The following is a 15,806-nucleotide window of genomic DNA, read 5'->3' as shown; positions in this document are numbered from 1 at the left end:
ATGCCCGCCCGCGCGAATTCGGTTCGGCGATATATGTCCAGACCGGTCGTTATGCCTTCGATGCATGGCCGGTAACAGGTTGGGTACGTCCGGGTTCAGCACAACAAGATCGACCTACCATCGGGAGGTAGGTCGGGAGTTCTGGAGTTACCGATATGAGCACGATGAGGGCACGTTTCCTGAGCACTGCGGTGCTTTCGCTGGGGGTTCCCGGCATCTTCCTCGGCCTTGCCGCACCGGCGGCGACCGCGGATCCCGGGGTCACCGAGGCGGCCGCCGACTACGGCGGTGGCTGTGTCCTCTACCCGGACAACCGAGCGGCCACGATCGACTCGCTGCGCTTCCGCTGTTCGCCCGAGCAGCAGGACGCCGTCTTCCGGGACGCGGAACGCGGCGACGTGCCGATGGGCGTGCACAACGGCTGGGTGACTCGGCCGCCCGCGATCCAGGGCATCGCACCGGCGTTCTGGATCGGCAAGGTCTTCTACACCGGACCGGACGGCGGCACGCTGACCAACCGGATCACCGGCGCAGGCTACGAGGCCTGGCCCGCGTATGTGTACAGCGCGCCCGCGATGCTCGACGGCAGGCCGACCTGGGCACTCAACTACGACCCGTCCCCCACCCCACAGGTCTACGACGAGATCCGGGAGGTCACCCCCGGCGTCTGGTTCGGCTACTCGTGGTGGCGCGGCGCGTTCCAGAACACCCTGCTGCTGACCTTCGTCCTGGGCTGATCACCACGGAAAGTTGACTCTCCCCCCGCTGGAGGGTGTTCGCTGAGGGGCATGACAGCGACCGTCTCCATCGGGGAGTTCGCCAGGCTGACGTGCCTGACCGTGAAAACGCTCCGGTACTACCACGACATCGAGCTGCTGGAGCCGGTCGAGATCGATACGGGGTCCGGCTATCGGCGGTACTCGACCGACCAAGTGGCCCCGGCCCACCTGATCCGGCGCCTGCGCCAGCTCGACATGCCGCTACCCGAGATCAAGGCCGTGCTGGCCGCGCCGGACGACGACATCCGCAACGCCGCGCTGCGCGCGCACCTGGAGCGGATGGAGGCCGAGCTGGCCCGGACCCGCTCGGTGGTGGCGTCGCTGCGGTCGCTGCTCACCCCGGCCGCGCCGCTCGCGGTCGAATACCGCTCGATCCCGGCCTTTCCCGCGCTGGCGCTCATCGAGGCGGTCAACCGCGACGACATCGGCCCGTGGTGCGCGGCCGCCTACCCGCTGCTGCACCAGACGCTGATCGCCGCGGGCGTCGAGCCCGACGGCGTCGACGGCGCCACCTATTCGATGGAGTTCTTCGAGCACGACCTGGGCGAGGTGGTGGCCTACGTCCCGATCCCGGCCACCGCCCGGCTCGCGCCGACCGGCCGGCTCTCGGTCATCGAGCTGCCTGCCCGCCGATTCGCCGTCGCCCTGCACGAGGGGGACTTCGAGGACTTCGACCGCACCTACGGCGCACTGGGCAGCTATGTCGCCGAACACGACACCGCGTTGGCCGAGCCGGTGCGCGAGCGCTACCTGCTCAGCCCCGGCGACACCGACGACCCGAACACCTACCGAACCGAAGTCTGCTGGCCGATCGGCCGGCTCTGAAAAGGAGAACCCCATGACACTCGCGCTCGCGCACATCACCATCGACAGCAACGACGCCGCCGCGCTCGCCGGATTCTGGGCCGAGCTGCTCGATCAGCCGGTCGACCCGGACGCCTCGGTGCACTTCGCCACCGTCGGCCGGACCGCCGGTGCGACACCGCTGTTGATGTTCATCCAGGTGCCCGACAAGACCCCGGGCAAGAACGTGATCCACCTCGACTTCCACGCCGAGGACTGGCATCAGCAGATCGAACGCGCGGTCAGCCTGGGCGCCAAGCGAATCGGCGACTTCGACGAGTACGGCGCGCAGTGGACCACGCTGGCCGACCCGGAGGGCAACCTGTTCGACATCGGCGCGGCCTAGCCGCGGAACCCGAAAGCGCAGCCCGGCACGGGGGTCGGGCTGCGCTGTACGTCATGAACTGTGCGTCAGGCGAGTTCGCGGGCCAGGTTGCCCAGCACCTCGGCCTGGATCTTCTTCAGTCCGAGCGGGGCGAAGATGCCCTCGAAGATGCCGGCCACGCCGCCCGCGCCCTGCCAGGTGGTGCGCAGGCTGACCTGCGCGCCCGCGCCGTCCGGCGTCACGGTCCAGGTGTTGACCATGGTGGAGTTCGAATCACGCTCGGTGACAATGGAATCCGACACGGAAACCACCGCGTGCACGTTGCGCGAGCGCTTCTCGGTGGCCTGCAGCGTCCACTCGGCCACGGTGCCCGCGCCCTTGCCGCCCTCGACCACCTTGTAATCGCGGTAGTGCGACGACAGAATGCGCGGCCGCACCGTCTCGTAATCCGCGATGGCCTCGAGGGTGCGCTTCGGATCCGCCGCCACGGCGATCGAACTGCTGGCGCTGACCTGTCCCACAATGAGCTCCTTGTCCGGGTACGGTATGTCGACCGGTACCCATCCTGCCCTGTAGCGGCCACCGTTCCGCATACCGGTCGAGTCGTGTGGCGAACTTCTCCGAGCCGGTCGATATTCCGGTTCGCAACATATGCGTGACATTTCTCCCGAGACCCCGCCCTCGCGGTGGTCCAACACTGAGGTGCGTACTAGCGTCGAGGGGTGGCAGTGAGTCTGTTGGGGAAGGCCGGACGCGCTCCGGCCGCACACGAATCCGGGTTTGCCGCGCATCGGGCTGGAGTGGACCGACTCCTGGCGAGTTATCGCGCGATTCCCCGGGACGCGAATGTGCGGCTGGCGAAGAAGACCTCGAATCTGTTCCGGGCCAGGGCGAAAAACCCCGCGCCCGGCCTCGACGTATCCGGACTGGCCCAGGTGATCACGGTAGACCCGGTGGCGAAAACCGCCGACGTGGCCGGGATGACCACCTACGAGAACCTGGTCGCCGCGACGCTGCCGTACGGCCTCGCGCCGTTTGTGGTGCCGCAGCTCAAGACGATCACTCTCGGCGGCGCGGTGACCGGCCTCGGCATCGAGTCGACCTCGTTCCGCAACGGCCTGCCGCACGAGTCGGTGCTGGAGATGGACATCCTGACCGGCAGCGGCGAGATCATCACCGCCACCCCGGACAACGAGCACGCGGACCTGTTCCGCGGCTTCCCGAACTCCTACGGCACGCTCGGCTATTCGGTCCGGCTGAAGATCGAGCTGGAGACCGTGCAGCCCTATGTGGCGCTGCGTCACCTGCGCTTCCACGACCTGCGCGAGCTGGAGCGGACGCTGGCCACGATCGTCGACGAGCAGACCTACGACGGTGAACGAGTGGACTACCTCGACGGCGTCGTGTTCACCGCCGACGAGAGCTACCTGACCCTCGGCCGCCAGACCGACGAGGCAGGCCCGGTCAGCGACTACACCGACATGGACATCTTCTACCGGTCCATCCAGCACGACGACGCGCAACCCAAGCGCGACCGGCTGACCATCCACGACTACCTGTGGCGCTGGGACACCGATTGGTTCTGGTGCTCGCGCGCGTTCGGCACGCAGAACCCGAAGATCCGCCGGTTCTGGCCGAAGCGCTACCGGCGCAGCAGCTTCTACTGGAAGCTGATCGCGCTCGACCACAAATACAACATCGCCGACAAGCTGGAGGCCCGCCAGGGCAACCCGCCGCGCGAACGAGTCGTGCAGGACATCGAGGTGCCGGTCGACCGCACCGCCGATTTCGTCGAATGGTTCCTGCGCGAGATCCCGATCGAGCCGATCTGGCTGTGCCCGCTGCGGCTGCGCGACACCGGCGCGCCCGCCACCACCGAGCGCACCTGGCCGCTCTATCCCCTCGAGCCGAACCGGACGTACGTCAACGTCGGGTTCTGGTCCGCCGTGCCCACCGTGCCCGGGCAGCAGGAAGGAGCGGCCAACCGTGCGATCGAGCGCACCGTGACCGACTTCGACGGACATAAGTCGCTGTACTCGGATTCCTATTACGACAAAGATGAGTTCGCGGCGCTGTACGGCGGCAATACCTACACCGAATTGAAGAAACGCTACGACCCAGACCAGCGGCTGCTGGATTTGTATTCGAAGGCGGTGCAACGCAAATGACGACATTCAAGGACCGATCTGACGTCTTAGGCGACCTCGGAGCCAAACTCAGCATTGCCGAGATCTTCGAGACGCTGATCGACGGCGAGGTACCGATCCGGCTGACCGCCTACGACGGCAGCGCGACCGGACCCGAGGACTCGAAGTACGCGCTGGACATCAAGACGCCACGCGGCATCAACTACCTGGCGACCGCGCCCGGCGATCTCGGCATGGCCCGCGCCTACATTTCCGGCGACATGACCGCAGACGGGGTGCATCCCGGCGATCCCTACGACATCCTCGCGGCGATGGACGGGCTGAAGTTCCACCGCCCGTCCGCGCTCGCGCTGGTCACCATCGCCCGCTCGCTGGGCTGGGAGCGGCTCAAGCCGATCGCGCCGCCGCCGCAGGAGACGCTGCCGCGCTGGCGCCGGATCGCCCTGGAGGGCCTGCGGCACTCCAAGACTCGCGACGCCGAGGCGATCCACCATCACTACGACGTCTCGAACAAGTTCTACGAGTACGTGCTCGGCCCGTCGATGACCTACACCTGTGCGTGTTACGGCGACGAGGACTGGACGCTGGAGCAGGCGCAGGAGAACAAGTACCGCCTCGTCTTCGAGAAGCTGCGGCTGAAGGAAGGCGACCGGCTGCTCGACATCGGCTGCGGCTGGGGCGGCATGGTCCGCTACGCGGCCAAGCGCGGCGTCAAGGTGATCGGCGCGACGCTGTCCGCCGAGCAGGCCGAGTGGGCGCAGCAGAAGATCGCCGAGCAGGGCCTGTCCGACCTGGCCGAGGTGCGGCACTCCGATTACCGCGACATCGCCGAGGGCGAGTTCGACGCGGTCTCCTCGATCGGGCTGACCGAGCACATCGGCGTGCACAACTACCCGTACTACTTCGAATTCATGAAGAGCAAGCTGCGCGACGGCGGCCTGTTCCTCAACCACAGCATCACCCGCCCGGACAACACCAGGACCACCAAGGCGGGCGACTTCATCGACCGCTACGTGTTCCCGGACGGCGAGCTGATCGGCTCCGGCCGGATCATCTCCGAGATCCAGAACACCGGCCTGGAGGTGCTGCACGAGGAGAACCTGCGCGAGCACTACGCGCTGACCCTGCACGAATGGTGCAAGAACCTGGTGGCGAACTGGGACGCGTGCGTCGCCGAGGTCGGCGAGGGCACCGCCAAGGTGTGGGGCCTGTACATGGCGGGTTGCCGGCTCGGCTTCCAGCGCAACGTGGTTCAGCTGCACCAGGTACTCGGCGTGAAACTGCCCGCGGACGGCGACTGGACCGTGCCCCTGCGGCCTTGGTGGCAGCCGTAGCTTTCGCGTTACTGCCCGTCCGCTTCCAGGAGTTCGTCCAGGAAGCGGGCGGGCAGTTCTATGTCTCCGGTATGGGCTGCGGCAGTGGGCATTTCGGCGTGCAGTATGCGCAGGATCGAGACGACGCCCGGTCCCGCGTCGAGTAACGGTCTGGTCCAGCCCAATCCGGCGCAGGTGGCGGCGGCGGGCAGCAGCAGGCCGGTGGCCTCGCCGACCCAGCCCGACGCGGCGAGGCATTCGGCGAGCAGCAGGGACGCGTCCAATTGCGCTCGGGGACGGCCCTTGTCGAGCATGCGGCCGTGCAGGGCGCGGGATCGGCGGACCGCGCGATCGTCGGAGCCGAGCCGGCCTTGCGCCAGCAGGGTGCGGATCGCGGCGATCTCTTCGGCCTCCGCGGTCAGCACGGCGGTGCCGGCCATCCGGCGACCGGCATGCAGTGGGGCCGAAGGCGATTCGGATTCCATGGCCTGCTCGTCCGCGGGGTCGAGCAAGCCGAGGCGCAGTCGTTCGGCGCGGATGTGCGCGGCGAGCCGGAACAGCCGGTTGTCGTGGGCGATCCGCGCGCCCTCGTCGAGCCGGGTTGCGGCGGTGTACAAGTCGCCGCGCACCGCCTTGACCCGGGCGCCGACGACGAACGTCGAGATCAGGAAGTCCACCGGGCCGACCCGGGCGACCAGCTGATGACTCTCGTCGAGCAGTTGTTCGGCAAGGTCGAGATCGCCACGGCGGTAGTTCAATTCGCCGAGCATCGCGGCCGCCACCCGCACCGCGTGCGAGCGCGGACCGGACCGCTGATTGGCGACCTCCCACGCCTCCTGGAAACACTGTGTGGCCGTGGGGAGGTCGAGCTGCTCGTAGGCGGCCGCGCCGCGGCCGCACAGCCCGAACACCGCGCCCAGCGGATCCTTGGACCGCGCATGGTATTCCGCCGCCCAGTCCTGCATCTCCCGCGCGCCGTCGAAGTCGAACTCGCACAGCCGCACGAACGAGGTCAGGTTCGCCGCGGTGGACACGGTCCAGGCGGGCAGGTCGTCCGGCGTCTTCAGGCACTCCGCGACCCGGTCGAGCACGCCCTCGGTGTGATCGCGGGCGATCTGGTCGGCGGCGCCGAGCACGGCGGCCTGGCAGCGCTGCCGATTCACGTCCTCGTCGGTGGCCGAACCGCGGGCGAGGATGTTGGACAGCCGGCCGAGCGCCGTGCGGGCCGCGCCGGACTGCTGCAAGTTCACGTTCGCCCTGGCCACCGCCATCAACAGCTTGGACCGCGAAGCCACCTGCTGCATCGGCAGTTTCGAGACGGTACCGAGCAGCGTGGCCAGCCGGGACTTGTCGATCAGGTCCATGCCGCCGGTCTCCAGCAGGTCGAGGGCCATCTTGAAATCGGTGGCGGCCAGCGCGTGATCGACCGACTTGCGCAGCAGCTGATGCTCGGCGTACCAGCGGGCGGCCTTGCGGTGCAACGACTTCAGCCGGCCCGGCTGGGCGCGCTCCAGTCGCGCCCGCAGGTGCTCGGCGAACAGCGGCTGCATCCGGAACCACTCCGGGTCGTGCACGATCCGGCGCAGGAACAGCTCGCGCTGCTCGGCCTGCTCCAGCAGGTGTTCGGCGTCCGCGTCCTCGGACAGCGCCGCGGCCAGCGAGCCGCACACCCGCTCGGTCACCGAGATCGCCATCAGGAAGTCGAGCATCCTGGGTTCCAGTGTGTCCAAGACGTTTTCGGCGAGGTACTCGCGGATGCCGTGATTGCCCTCGGACAGATGGGCGATCAGCCCGGCCGGGTCGGCGTTGCCCCGCAGCGACAGGCTGACCAGCTGGATGGCGGCGGGCCAGCCGTCGGTCGCCGCGTGGATCTGTTCGACCTGAGTCTCCGACAGCGGAAAACCGTGGTGCTGCACCAGGATCTCCGCGGTCTCCTCGACGGTCAGGCGCAGCGCGGCCGAGCCGATCTCGACCAGTTCGTCGTGCACCCGCATCCGGCTGGTCGGCAGCCCGGACTGCTCCCGGCTGGTCACCACGAATCGCAGATGGTGACATCCGTTGTCCAGCAACGCTTCCATCGCCCGGTGCGCGCCCGGGTCGGTGACCCGATGCCAGTCGTCGACCACCACGACGACCGTGCTGCCGCCGGCGTGGATCTCGTCGATGAGCGTCGAGATGACGAAGGCGGCCGCGTCGGCGGGCCGTTCCTCGAGCACCTGGTCCAGGCCGGCGCCCACGTCCGGGCGAACCCGGCGGATCGCCTGGATCAGGTGGGCGAGAAACCAGATCTCGTTGTCGTCGTCCTGGTCCACGCCGATCCAGGCGACCGGGATGCCGCGCTCGGTCAGGTCGGTCCGCCACTGCGCGGCCACGGTGCTCTTGCCGAAACCGGCGGGCGCGTGGATCGCGGCCAGCCTGCGCCGGCCGCCCGCCCGCAGGATGTCCAGCAGGCGAGGGCGCGGGACCGGCTCGCGGGCCGGGGTCGGCGGCCGAAATTTGGTGGCCGCGGTCGGCGGCAAGGTGGTGGCCGTTGCGCCGGCGCCGGTGTGCTGGGACACCGAGGGGCGCAGCGTCAGCGGCCAGCTGCGCCGGGCCGTCACCGCGGGCCGGGACTTGGTCGACGCCGACGACTCGACGGGATGGACCATCGGCTCCGGCGCGGCGATGGTCTCCAGCAGCGCCATCTCGTCGGGCATCTGGTCGTGCTCGCGCTGCACCGCGCGCAGCAGCTGGCCGAAGTCGTAGGCCGAGGGCGGGCGCTCGTCGGGGTCGATGGACATGGCGTGCTGGATCACCTCGGCCACGTCCGGCGGGATGTCGTGCTCGCGCAGATCCGGCACCGGCTGGGTGGTGATCCGCAGGAACTGCGCGACCACCTTCTCCCCCGCCTGCCGCTCGAACGCGGCGTGCCCGGTGAGCAGCGCGAACAGCGTCGCGCCGAGGCCGTAGACATCGGAGCGGGTGGTCGGCTCGTCGCCCTTGAGCACCTCCGGCGCGGTGAACGCGGGCGAGCCGGTGATCAGGCTGCTGGAGGTCTGGAAGCCGCCGGGGATCCTGGCGATGCCGAAGTCGGTCAGCTGCGGCTCGCCGTAGCCGCTGAGCAGCACGTTCGCCGGCTTCACGTCGCGGTGCAGGATCTGGGCGCGGTGCGCGCTCTCGATCGCGCCGGCCAGTTTCACCCCGGCCCGCAAGGAATCGGCCCAGGTGAGCGGGCCCTGATCGCGGATCACCTGCTCCAGCGAACCGCGGGTGCAGTACGGCATCACGATGAACGGCAGACCGCTCAGCGTGACGTCGACCTGCAAGATGTCGACAATGTTCGGGTGGCCGGACAGCCGGCCCATGGCCTGTTCCTCGCGCAGGAAGCGCTCGCGGCTCTCCACCTCGATCTCCGAGGAGAGCACCTTCACCGCGACGACCCGCTCCAGGGCGCGCTGGATACAGCGATAGACCACGCCGAAGCCGCCCCGGCCGATCTCCTTCGCCTCCGACAGGCCCATCGCCTCCAGCTCGTCGGCGATCCCGATGAGCGGGTGGCGCTGGGTATCCGAGTCGGCCGGGGTCGAGTCGGGGCCGACTTCGCCCGTACGCGTCCGTGGTTTCACGTGACCACCTCGAACTCACATCGAATCGGCGTCACCGTCGAACAACAAGCGCGCCGGCGCACGGACATCACCCGGAACCCCGCGCGATGTCCGATATGTCTGCGCATACTCCAACGTAGCGCGGGCGCGGCACCCGGTGGGAGAAGTTTCGGAACAGGATCTTTTCCACCTCGACCTTCCCCCTGATTCGCCCAGCTCAGCGCTCCCGCGCGGGCCTGGTGTCCGGTGCGATCAGGAACGAGATTCGCTCCATTACATTCTGCCGCTTGGTGTTGTGGAAGGACGCAATTTCCCAGCGACCGGCTTGCCGGACGAGCGTGTATGTCTGGGTCTTCGACAGATCCTCGGGCTGTTTGCGATCACCCTTATAGGTGTCGCCGCGACTGGTCACCACGGCGGTGTCGGGTCCGTAGAACCGGATGTCGAGAAAAGAGTCGGCCAGCTTGGTGCCTTTGAGAAAACCATCGAACAGCGCGCGGTGGCCCTCGGTCAGATCGGCGCGGCCCTGGTAGTGGGTGCCGACGTAGCTGGTGTAGGTGGCGTTCTCGGTGAACAGGTTGCCGTAGGCGTCCGCGTCGCCGCGACCCCAGGCGGCGGTGAGCTCGTCCAGGAGCGTGCAGACCTCGTGCAGGGCCTGGGGTGTCGCGGCGGGGCCGGACGGGGTGACGGTGGTGCATTCGGTGGTGCCGAGGTTGTGCACATCCGCGGTGTTGTCCAGCCAGAGGTAGCCGCCGCCGGCGGCGACGCCGAGGGTGAGGACCGAGGCGGCGAGCACGCGGGTGACGGTGCGGCGGCGCTTGGACTTGGGTGCGGCGGTCTGAATGTCTGTGGTGCTCATGTCTACTCCGTGAATTGCTTGATGAGTGGGTCAGCGCTGGGCGGCGGGGCGGGCGCCGGGGGCGAAGCGGAAGGTGAAGCGCTCCATCAGTTGCTTGCGCTTGGTGTTCTGGAAGCTGGCGATCAGCCACTGCCCGTCCTGGCGGACGAGGGTGTAGGTCTGCACCTTGGACAGCCGGTCCGGCGTCTTCGGGCTTCCCTTGTAGAGGTCGCCCCGGCTGTTGACCACGGCGGTGTCGGGTCCGTAGAAGCGGATGTCCACCACGTCGTCGGCCATCTTGGTGTCCTTCAGGAAGCTGCCGAACAGGGCGCGGTGGGATTCGACGATGTCCGCGCGGCCCTGGAAGAGGGTGCCGAACCAGGCGGTGTAGGTGGCGTCCTCGGTGAACACCGCGCCGTACGCGTCGGCGTCGCCGCGCCCCCATGCCTCGACCATTTCGGTGAAGACGGCGCGGATTTCCTGGCGCTGCTGATCGAGCTTGTTGCTGCTCATGATGGCCTCCGTGGTAGATTCTCTGCGTAGAAGATCTTTCTTCTTTGAAGAAGTTTCTTCGTTGAGGAAGAGATTACGAGATGGAGGTCGGCCATGTCAACACCCCCTGGGCGCTCGGCTGCGAGCAAGGTCTACCAGCGGTACTTGAGCGCGGTCATGCTGCACGGACAGGCCGGCGCGCGGGCCGTCGACCTGGGCGCGACCGATCTGTACGCGCTGAACATCCTGGAGTTGACCGGGCCGATGACGCCGGGCGAACTCGGCACGCGCAGCGGACTGACCACCGGTCCGACGACCCGGCTGATCGATCGACTGGAGGACGCGGGTTACGTGCGCCGGGTGCCGGTGCCCGGTGACCGGCGCAAGGTGTTGGTCGAATTAGTCGGCACGCCAGCGGAATTGGACGAGGTGCTGGCACCCGCTCGCCGTCGGATCGGCGAGATCGTCGGCGGCTACACCCCCGAACAACGGGAAGTGCTGTTCGACTACTTCACCCGGGCCGCCGACGCGTTTCGCGACGCGACCGAGGACTTGCGCGCCGAATAGGCCGGCGCGCGGCCTCAGCGGACGGCGAGGGCGATGAACTGGGTGATCTGGTTGTCGGCGAAGTTGTTGTCGCTCACCAGGATCAGGGTGCGTTCGCCGGAGGGCAGGCGCGGACCCCAGGTCATGCCTTCGACATTGTCGAGGTTGCGCAGGCCGACATCGGCCAGGTCGACCAGCAGTCGCTTGGCGGCCGGGCGGGCGTTACCGAGCGGGGCGTCCAGCACGTTGGTGGCGGTGCGCAGATCGGCCTCGTAGATCCGGATCTTGTTACCCACGCCGAAGACGAAAGAGCGTTCCAGCACAAGGACTTTCGCCGGATCGACCGGGTCGGCGGCCAGGATCGAGGCGATGCCGTTCATGCCGAGGTCAGGCTGCGGGCGGGACTCGGCGAAGACCGGCTCCATTTGGTAGGGATATTGCGCGAGCAGTTGACCGATCCGGGTCTGCACGGTGATCCGCGAGGTCGCGCCCGCGGTCGTCGTCGCGAGCGGGCCGTCTTGCAGCAGTGGCGCTTCCACCGAGGTCAGGAAGAGCGAACCACCGGCGGCGAAGGTCGCGCCCTCCAGCGCCAGGTTCTGCCGGGGACCTGAATTCGGCTGCATCCGTTCGTTGTTCGGAATCGGCAGCTCGCCCGCAAAGGTCCCGTCGGGACGGGTGATCCGGACCGAGGGGTCGGCCAGCACCGTGTCGGTACGCTCGCCCTCCTGCGACCAGAAGTAGTCACCGGACCACGGATCGATCCGAATCTCCTCGGGATCCAGCGACTTCGGGCCGTACACGGTGCCGCTTGAAGTCAGCAGCGGCCGGGTGCCGGTGAATTCCACCGGGCCCAGGCCGTTTTCACCCACCCCGAAGCGAGCCGTATAGAACCGGGCCGGATTGCGCTCCGAGCGGTCGTCACTGATCAGCACGTAATCGCCGGTGCGCGTGTCGAAGTCGATGCCGGACAGGCCGCCGACCCTGGTGCCCTGGAAGTCCAGGTCATTGGGGATTACCTGCTCGCCGAGCAGCCGGACCGCGTGGACCGATTCCGGCGCGGCGCCGGCGGGCGCTGCGGCCAGCGCCACCGCGACGGCGGCGACCAGTAGGGTTTGCGCACGTCGTGCCTGTCCACGTCTCACGAAGACCACGCTATCCATCATGCGGTACCAGCAGGTGAACAGCACCCGAATCCGCCGAACCACCCCGGAAACGGCGAAAGCCCGCCACCGCGAAACGCGGTGGCGGGCTTTACCGTTGGTGACTACTTACGCAGCGAGGCCGGAACCTCGAAGCGATCGCCGTAGGTCTTGGCCAGGTAGTCGGCGCGCTCGACGAACGCCGCCTGCCCACCCGGGTAACCGACGATGAACTGGTGCACGCCACCGGTCCAGGCCGGGTAACCGATGCCGAAGATCGAGCCGATGTTGGCGTCGGCGGTGGTCTCCAGCACACCCTCGTCGAAACACTTCTGGGTCTCGATCGCCTCGATGAACAGCATGCGGTCGATCAGATCCTGCAGCGGGACAGTGAAGTCCGCCGTGGTCTTGAAGTGATCGCGCAGGCCCTGCCAGATGCCGGTGCGCTTGCCGTCTTCGTCGTACTCGTAGAAGCCGGCCTTCTCCAGGCGACCCGGACGACCCTCGGACACCAGGTAGTCGATGACGTCCTGAGCCGGGTGCCGCTTCTTGCCCATCGTGGTGTCGCCCGCCTCGGCGGCCTCGATGGTCTCCTTGGCGATCTTCTGCATGAGCTTGAGGTTCAGCTCATCCGAGAGCTGCAACGGCGCGGCTGGGTAACCCGCCTGCAGACCGGCCTGCTCGATGGTCGCGGGCTCGATGCCCTCGGTGAGCATGGCGATCGCCTCGTTGACGAAGGTGCCGATCACGCGCGAGGTGAAGAAGCCACGGCTGTCGTTGACCACGATCGGGGTCTTCTTGATCGCGAGGGTGTAGTCGAACACCCGGGCCAGCGCCTCGGGCGAGGTCTTCTCGCCCTTGATGATCTCCACCAGCGGCATCTTGTCGACGGGCGAGAAGAAGTGGATGCCGATGAAGTCTTCCTGGCGCTTCACGCCGGCCGCGAGGCCGGTGATCGGCAGGGTCGAGGTGTTCGAGCCCAGCAGCGCGTCCGGGGTGACGATGTCCTCGATCTCCTGGAACACCTTGTGCTTGAGCTCGGTGTTCTCGAAGACGGCCTCGATCACGAAGTCCACGCCGTCGAAATCCTTGGCGTCGGCGGACGGGGTGATCCGGGCCAGCAGCGCCTTGGACTTCTCCTCGGTGGTCTTACCGCGGGAGAGGGCCTTGGCCTCGATCTTCTCCGAGTAGTTCTTGCCGCGCTCGGCCGCCTCGATGGTGACGTCCTTGAGCACGACGTCGTAGCCCGCCTTGGCGGAGACGTAGGCGATGCCCGCGCCCATCATGCCCGCGCCGAGCACGCCGATCTTCTTGATGTCCTTCTTCGGGACATCGTTCGGCCGCGAGCCACCGTTGTTGATGGACTGCAGGTCGAAGAAGAACGCCTGGATCATGTTCTTCGCGACCGGGCCGGTGAGCAGCTTCACGAAGTAGCGCGACTCGATCAGCGAGGCGTTGTCGATGTCGACCTGCGCGCCCTCGACCGCGGCGGACATGATCGCCCGCGGGGCCGGCATGTTGGTGCCCTTGAGCTGCTTACGCAGGTTGGCCGGGAACGCGGGCAGGTTCGCCGCGAAGGCCGGGGTGGACGGGGTGCCACCGGGGATCTTGTAGCCCTTCTTGTCCCACGGCTGCACGCCACCCTCGGGGTTGGCCTTGATCCAGGCCTTGGCCGCGGGGACCAGTTCCTCGATCGAGCCGACGACCTCGTTGATCAGGCCGATTTCCTTGGCCTTGCCCGGGCGGTACTTGTTGCCCTGCAGCAGCAGCTGCATCAGCGCGTTCTGCAGGCCGAGCATGCGCACGGTGCGGGTGACGCCACCACCGGCGGGCAGCAGGCCGAGGCTGACCTCGGGCAGGCCGAGCTGCACGCCCGGCACGTCGGCGGCGATCCGGTAGTGGGTCGCCAGGGTGATCTCCAGGCCACCGCCGAGCGCGGCGCCGTTGATGGCGGACACGACCGGCTTGCCGAGGGTCTCCAGCCGACGCAGCGCGTCCTTGATGGTGAAGAGCTCGTCCATGACGCCCTGGCCGTCGTTCGGGCCGACCTGAATCATGTTCTTCAGGTCGCCGCCCGCGAAGAAGGTCTTCTTCGCCGAGGTCAGCACCACGCCGGTGATGTTGTCCTTCTCGGCCTCGAGCTTCTCGACGGTCGCGGTCATCGACGTCTTGTACAGCTCGTTCATCGTGTTGGCGCCCTGGTTCGGGTCGTCCATCGTCAGCGTGACGATGCCGTCCGAATCCTGCTCCCAACCGATCATGTTGGTTTCGCTCACAGCTCTGTGTCTCCTTGAATTCTCAGCTGCCGGTTGGGTTTAGACGCGCTCGATGATGGTCGCCACGCCCATGCCGCCGCCGATGCACAGGGTGATCAGCGCGTAGCGGCCGTTGCGGCGCTCCAGCTCGTCGACCATGGTGCCGGTGATCATCGCGCCGGTGGCACCCAGCGGGTGGCCCATCGCGATCGCGCCACCGTTGACGTTCAGCTTCTCGTCCGGGACGTTCAGGTCCTTCTGGAACTTCAGCACCACCGAGGCGAACGCCTCGTTGATCTCGACGAGGTCCATGTCCTCGATCGTCAGGCCCGCCTTGGCCAGCGCCTTCTTGGCGGCCGGGGTGGGGCCGGTCAGCATGATGGTGGAGTCGGCGCCGCTGGTCGCGGTCGCGACGACGCGGGCGCGCGGGGTCAGGCCGGAGGCCTTGCCCGCCTCTTCGGTGCCGACCAGCACCAGCGCGGCGCCGTCGACGATGCCCGAGCTGTTGCCGCCGTGGTGCACGTGGTTGATCTTCTCGACGAAGTAGAACTTCTGCAGCGCGACCGCGTCGAAGCCACCCATCTCACCGATCACGGCGAAGGACGGGTTGAGCTTGGCCAGGTCCTCGGCGGTGGTGCCGGGACGCATGTGCTCGTCCTTGTCCAGCACGATGATGCCGTTCTGGTCCTTGACCGGAACGACCGACTTGGCGAAGTAACCGCCGGTGGTGGCCTTGGCGGCCAGCTCCTGCGAGCGCACCGCGTAGGCGTCGACGTCATCGCGGCTGAAGCCCTCGATGGTGGCGATCAGGTCGGCCGAAACACCCTGCGGCACAAAGTAGGTGTCGTAGTTGGTGGCCGGGTCCAGCGCCCACGCGCCGCCGTCGGAGCCCATCGCCACGCGGGACATGGACTCGACGCCGCCGGCCAGGACCAGGTCGTCGAAGCCGGAGCGCACCTTCTGCGCGGCCAGGTTGACGGCCTCGAGGCCGGAGGCACAGAACCGGTTGAGCTGGAAGCCGCCGACGGTGTCCGGCAGGCCGGACACGGTCACCGCGGTGCGGGCGATGTCCATGCCCTGGTCACCGACGGGGCTGACGACACCGAGGATCAGATCCGAGATCCGGTCTTCGTCGAGGTTCGGGAAGCGGCCGCGCAGCTCCTGGATCAGACCAACAGTCAAGTCGATCGGCTTGACCGAATGCAGCGAGCCGTTCTTCTTGCCGCGGCCGCGCGGAGTGCGGATGGCCTCGTAAATGTAGGCCTCTGTGGTCATATCGGAGTGTTCCTTCCTTAAAGGTGCGGCGGCCGGACGTCGTCCGTCCGAGCGCTCTGTGCGGCTACTCCGCGCGATGCGGGGTAGCTGCGGGTAACCTCGCCGACCGGTCCCGCGACCGACCGTCCTGACGCTGTACAAAACGCGGCATGCGACGGCGGACGCAGGTTCCGATCGCCCATACGCCTGGGCATACCATAGAACCTCGTCGTACCGGAGCTCACGGCCACCCGTTCATACTACCGTGGTGTGCGAACTCCGGTTAACTTA

At 67.6% G+C, this 15,806-nt stretch carries 13 protein-coding genes; 6 read left to right on the top strand and 7 right to left on the bottom strand.

Going from position 1 to position 15,806, the window contains the following annotated elements; genetic code table 11:
• Positions 1–155: 155 nt before the first annotated feature.
• The 3 genes from AB0M22_RS16140 to AB0M22_RS16130 are packed head-to-tail and all read left to right on the top strand — an operon-like array spanning position 156 to position 1,968.
• Positions 156–737 carry a hypothetical protein gene (locus tag AB0M22_RS16140; protein ID WP_364726433.1) on the top strand — a complete coding sequence of 194 codons (582 nt, stop codon included), beginning with the start codon at positions 156–158 and terminating at the stop codon, positions 735–737.
• A gap of 51 nt (positions 738–788) precedes the next feature.
• A complete protein-coding gene (locus tag AB0M22_RS16135; RefSeq protein WP_364726431.1) occupies positions 789–1,604 on the top strand; it encodes a MerR family transcriptional regulator in 816 nt (271 codons plus the stop codon).
• 13 nt (positions 1,605–1,617) lie between these two features.
• Positions 1,618–1,968, top strand: coding sequence for a VOC family protein (locus tag AB0M22_RS16130; protein ID WP_364726429.1), 351 nt, complete (start codon positions 1,618–1,620; stop codon positions 1,966–1,968).
• Between the two features lie 65 nt (positions 1,969–2,033).
• On the opposite strand, the gene AB0M22_RS16125 is transcribed toward AB0M22_RS16130, so the two are convergent.
• The gene (locus AB0M22_RS16125) at positions 2,034–2,468 is read right to left on the bottom strand and encodes an SRPBCC family protein (RefSeq protein ID WP_364726427.1); all 435 of its coding nucleotides are present in this window, start codon (positions 2,466–2,468) and stop codon (positions 2,034–2,036) included.
• Positions 2,469–2,675: 207 nt separating this feature from the next.
• On the opposite strand from AB0M22_RS16125, the gene AB0M22_RS16120 reads away from it, so the two are divergent.
• Both AB0M22_RS16120 and AB0M22_RS16115 read left to right on the top strand, forming a co-directional pair.
• Positions 2,676–4,115: an FAD-binding oxidoreductase gene (locus AB0M22_RS16120; protein ID WP_364726981.1), complete on the top strand. Its 1,440-nt coding sequence runs from the start codon at positions 2,676–2,678 to the stop codon at positions 4,113–4,115.
• Positions 4,112–5,428, top strand: a complete 1,317-nt coding sequence (locus tag AB0M22_RS16115; protein ID WP_364726424.1) for a class I SAM-dependent methyltransferase — start codon at positions 4,112–4,114, stop codon at positions 5,426–5,428. The genes AB0M22_RS16120 and AB0M22_RS16115 overlap by 4 nt, the downstream gene beginning before the upstream one ends.
• Positions 5,429–5,436: 8 nt before the next feature.
• Here AB0M22_RS16115 and AB0M22_RS16110 read toward each other — a convergent pair whose 3' ends face one another.
• From AB0M22_RS16110 to AB0M22_RS16100, 3 genes are all read right to left on the bottom strand, one after another.
• Positions 5,437–9,012 (bottom strand): protein kinase, encoded by a 3,576-nt coding sequence (locus AB0M22_RS16110; RefSeq protein WP_364726421.1) that lies wholly within the window; start codon positions 9,010–9,012, stop codon positions 5,437–5,439.
• Between the two features lie 196 nt (positions 9,013–9,208).
• Positions 9,209–9,850, bottom strand: coding sequence for an SgcJ/EcaC family oxidoreductase (locus AB0M22_RS16105; protein WP_364726417.1), 642 nt, complete (start codon positions 9,848–9,850; stop codon positions 9,209–9,211).
• A gap of 30 nt (positions 9,851–9,880) precedes the next feature.
• A complete protein-coding gene (locus AB0M22_RS16100; protein ID WP_364726414.1) occupies positions 9,881–10,342 on the bottom strand; it encodes an SgcJ/EcaC family oxidoreductase in 462 nt (153 codons plus the stop codon).
• A gap of 93 nt (positions 10,343–10,435) precedes the next feature.
• Between AB0M22_RS16100 and AB0M22_RS16095 the strand changes: the two genes are divergently transcribed.
• Positions 10,436–10,888: a MarR family transcriptional regulator gene (locus AB0M22_RS16095; protein ID WP_364726411.1), complete on the top strand. Its 453-nt coding sequence runs from the start codon at positions 10,436–10,438 to the stop codon at positions 10,886–10,888.
• 14 nt (positions 10,889–10,902) lie between these two features.
• On the opposite strand, the gene AB0M22_RS16090 is transcribed toward AB0M22_RS16095, so the two are convergent.
• The 3 genes from AB0M22_RS16090 to AB0M22_RS16080 all read right to left on the bottom strand — a co-directional run bounded on the left by AB0M22_RS16090 (position 10,903) and on the right by AB0M22_RS16080 (position 15,536).
• The gene (locus AB0M22_RS16090; RefSeq protein ID WP_364726409.1) at positions 10,903–12,009 is read right to left on the bottom strand and encodes an esterase-like activity of phytase family protein; all 1,107 of its coding nucleotides are present in this window, start codon (positions 12,007–12,009) and stop codon (positions 10,903–10,905) included.
• Positions 12,010–12,131: 122 nt separating this feature from the next.
• Entirely contained in the window at positions 12,132–14,282 is a 2,151-nt protein-coding gene (locus AB0M22_RS16085; protein WP_364726406.1) for a 3-hydroxyacyl-CoA dehydrogenase NAD-binding domain-containing protein, read from the bottom strand.
• Between the two features lie 39 nt (positions 14,283–14,321).
• A complete protein-coding gene (locus AB0M22_RS16080) occupies positions 14,322–15,536 on the bottom strand; it encodes an acetyl-CoA C-acetyltransferase (RefSeq protein ID WP_364726403.1) in 1,215 nt (404 codons plus the stop codon).
• Positions 15,537–15,806 lie beyond the last annotated feature (270 nt).

This window comes from Nocardia sp. NPDC051756, from assembly GCF_040681495.1.
Taxonomy (GTDB): Bacteria; Actinomycetota; Actinomycetes; order Mycobacteriales; family Mycobacteriaceae; genus Nocardia.
The sequence above is the reverse complement of the archived record's forward strand: the minus strand, read 5'-3'. Positions and strand labels throughout refer to the sequence as shown.

Excerpts from the sequence above, each read along its gene's own strand:
- AB0M22_RS16140 (WP_364726433.1), top strand. The coding sequence starts at position 156 with ATGAGCACGATGAGGGCACGTTTCCTGAGCACTGCGGTGCTTTCGCTG.
- AB0M22_RS16135 (WP_364726431.1), top strand. The coding sequence starts at position 789 with ATGACAGCGACCGTCTCCATCGGGGAGTTCGCCAGGCTGACGTGCCTG.
- AB0M22_RS16130 (WP_364726429.1), top strand. The coding sequence starts at position 1,618 with ATGACACTCGCGCTCGCGCACATCACCATCGACAGCAACGACGCCGCC.
- AB0M22_RS16115 (WP_364726424.1), top strand. The coding sequence starts at position 4,112 with ATGACGACATTCAAGGACCGATCTGACGTCTTAGGCGACCTCGGAGCC.
- AB0M22_RS16105 (WP_364726417.1), bottom strand. The coding sequence starts at position 9,850 with ATGAGCACCACAGACATTCAGACCGCCGCACCCAAGTCCAAGCGCCGC.
- AB0M22_RS16100 (WP_364726414.1), bottom strand. The coding sequence starts at position 10,342 with ATGAGCAGCAACAAGCTCGATCAGCAGCGCCAGGAAATCCGCGCCGTC.
- AB0M22_RS16095 (WP_364726411.1), top strand. The coding sequence starts at position 10,436 with ATGTCAACACCCCCTGGGCGCTCGGCTGCGAGCAAGGTCTACCAGCGG.
- AB0M22_RS16080 (WP_364726403.1), bottom strand. The coding sequence starts at position 15,536 with ATGACCACAGAGGCCTACATTTACGAGGCCATCCGCACTCCGCGCGGC.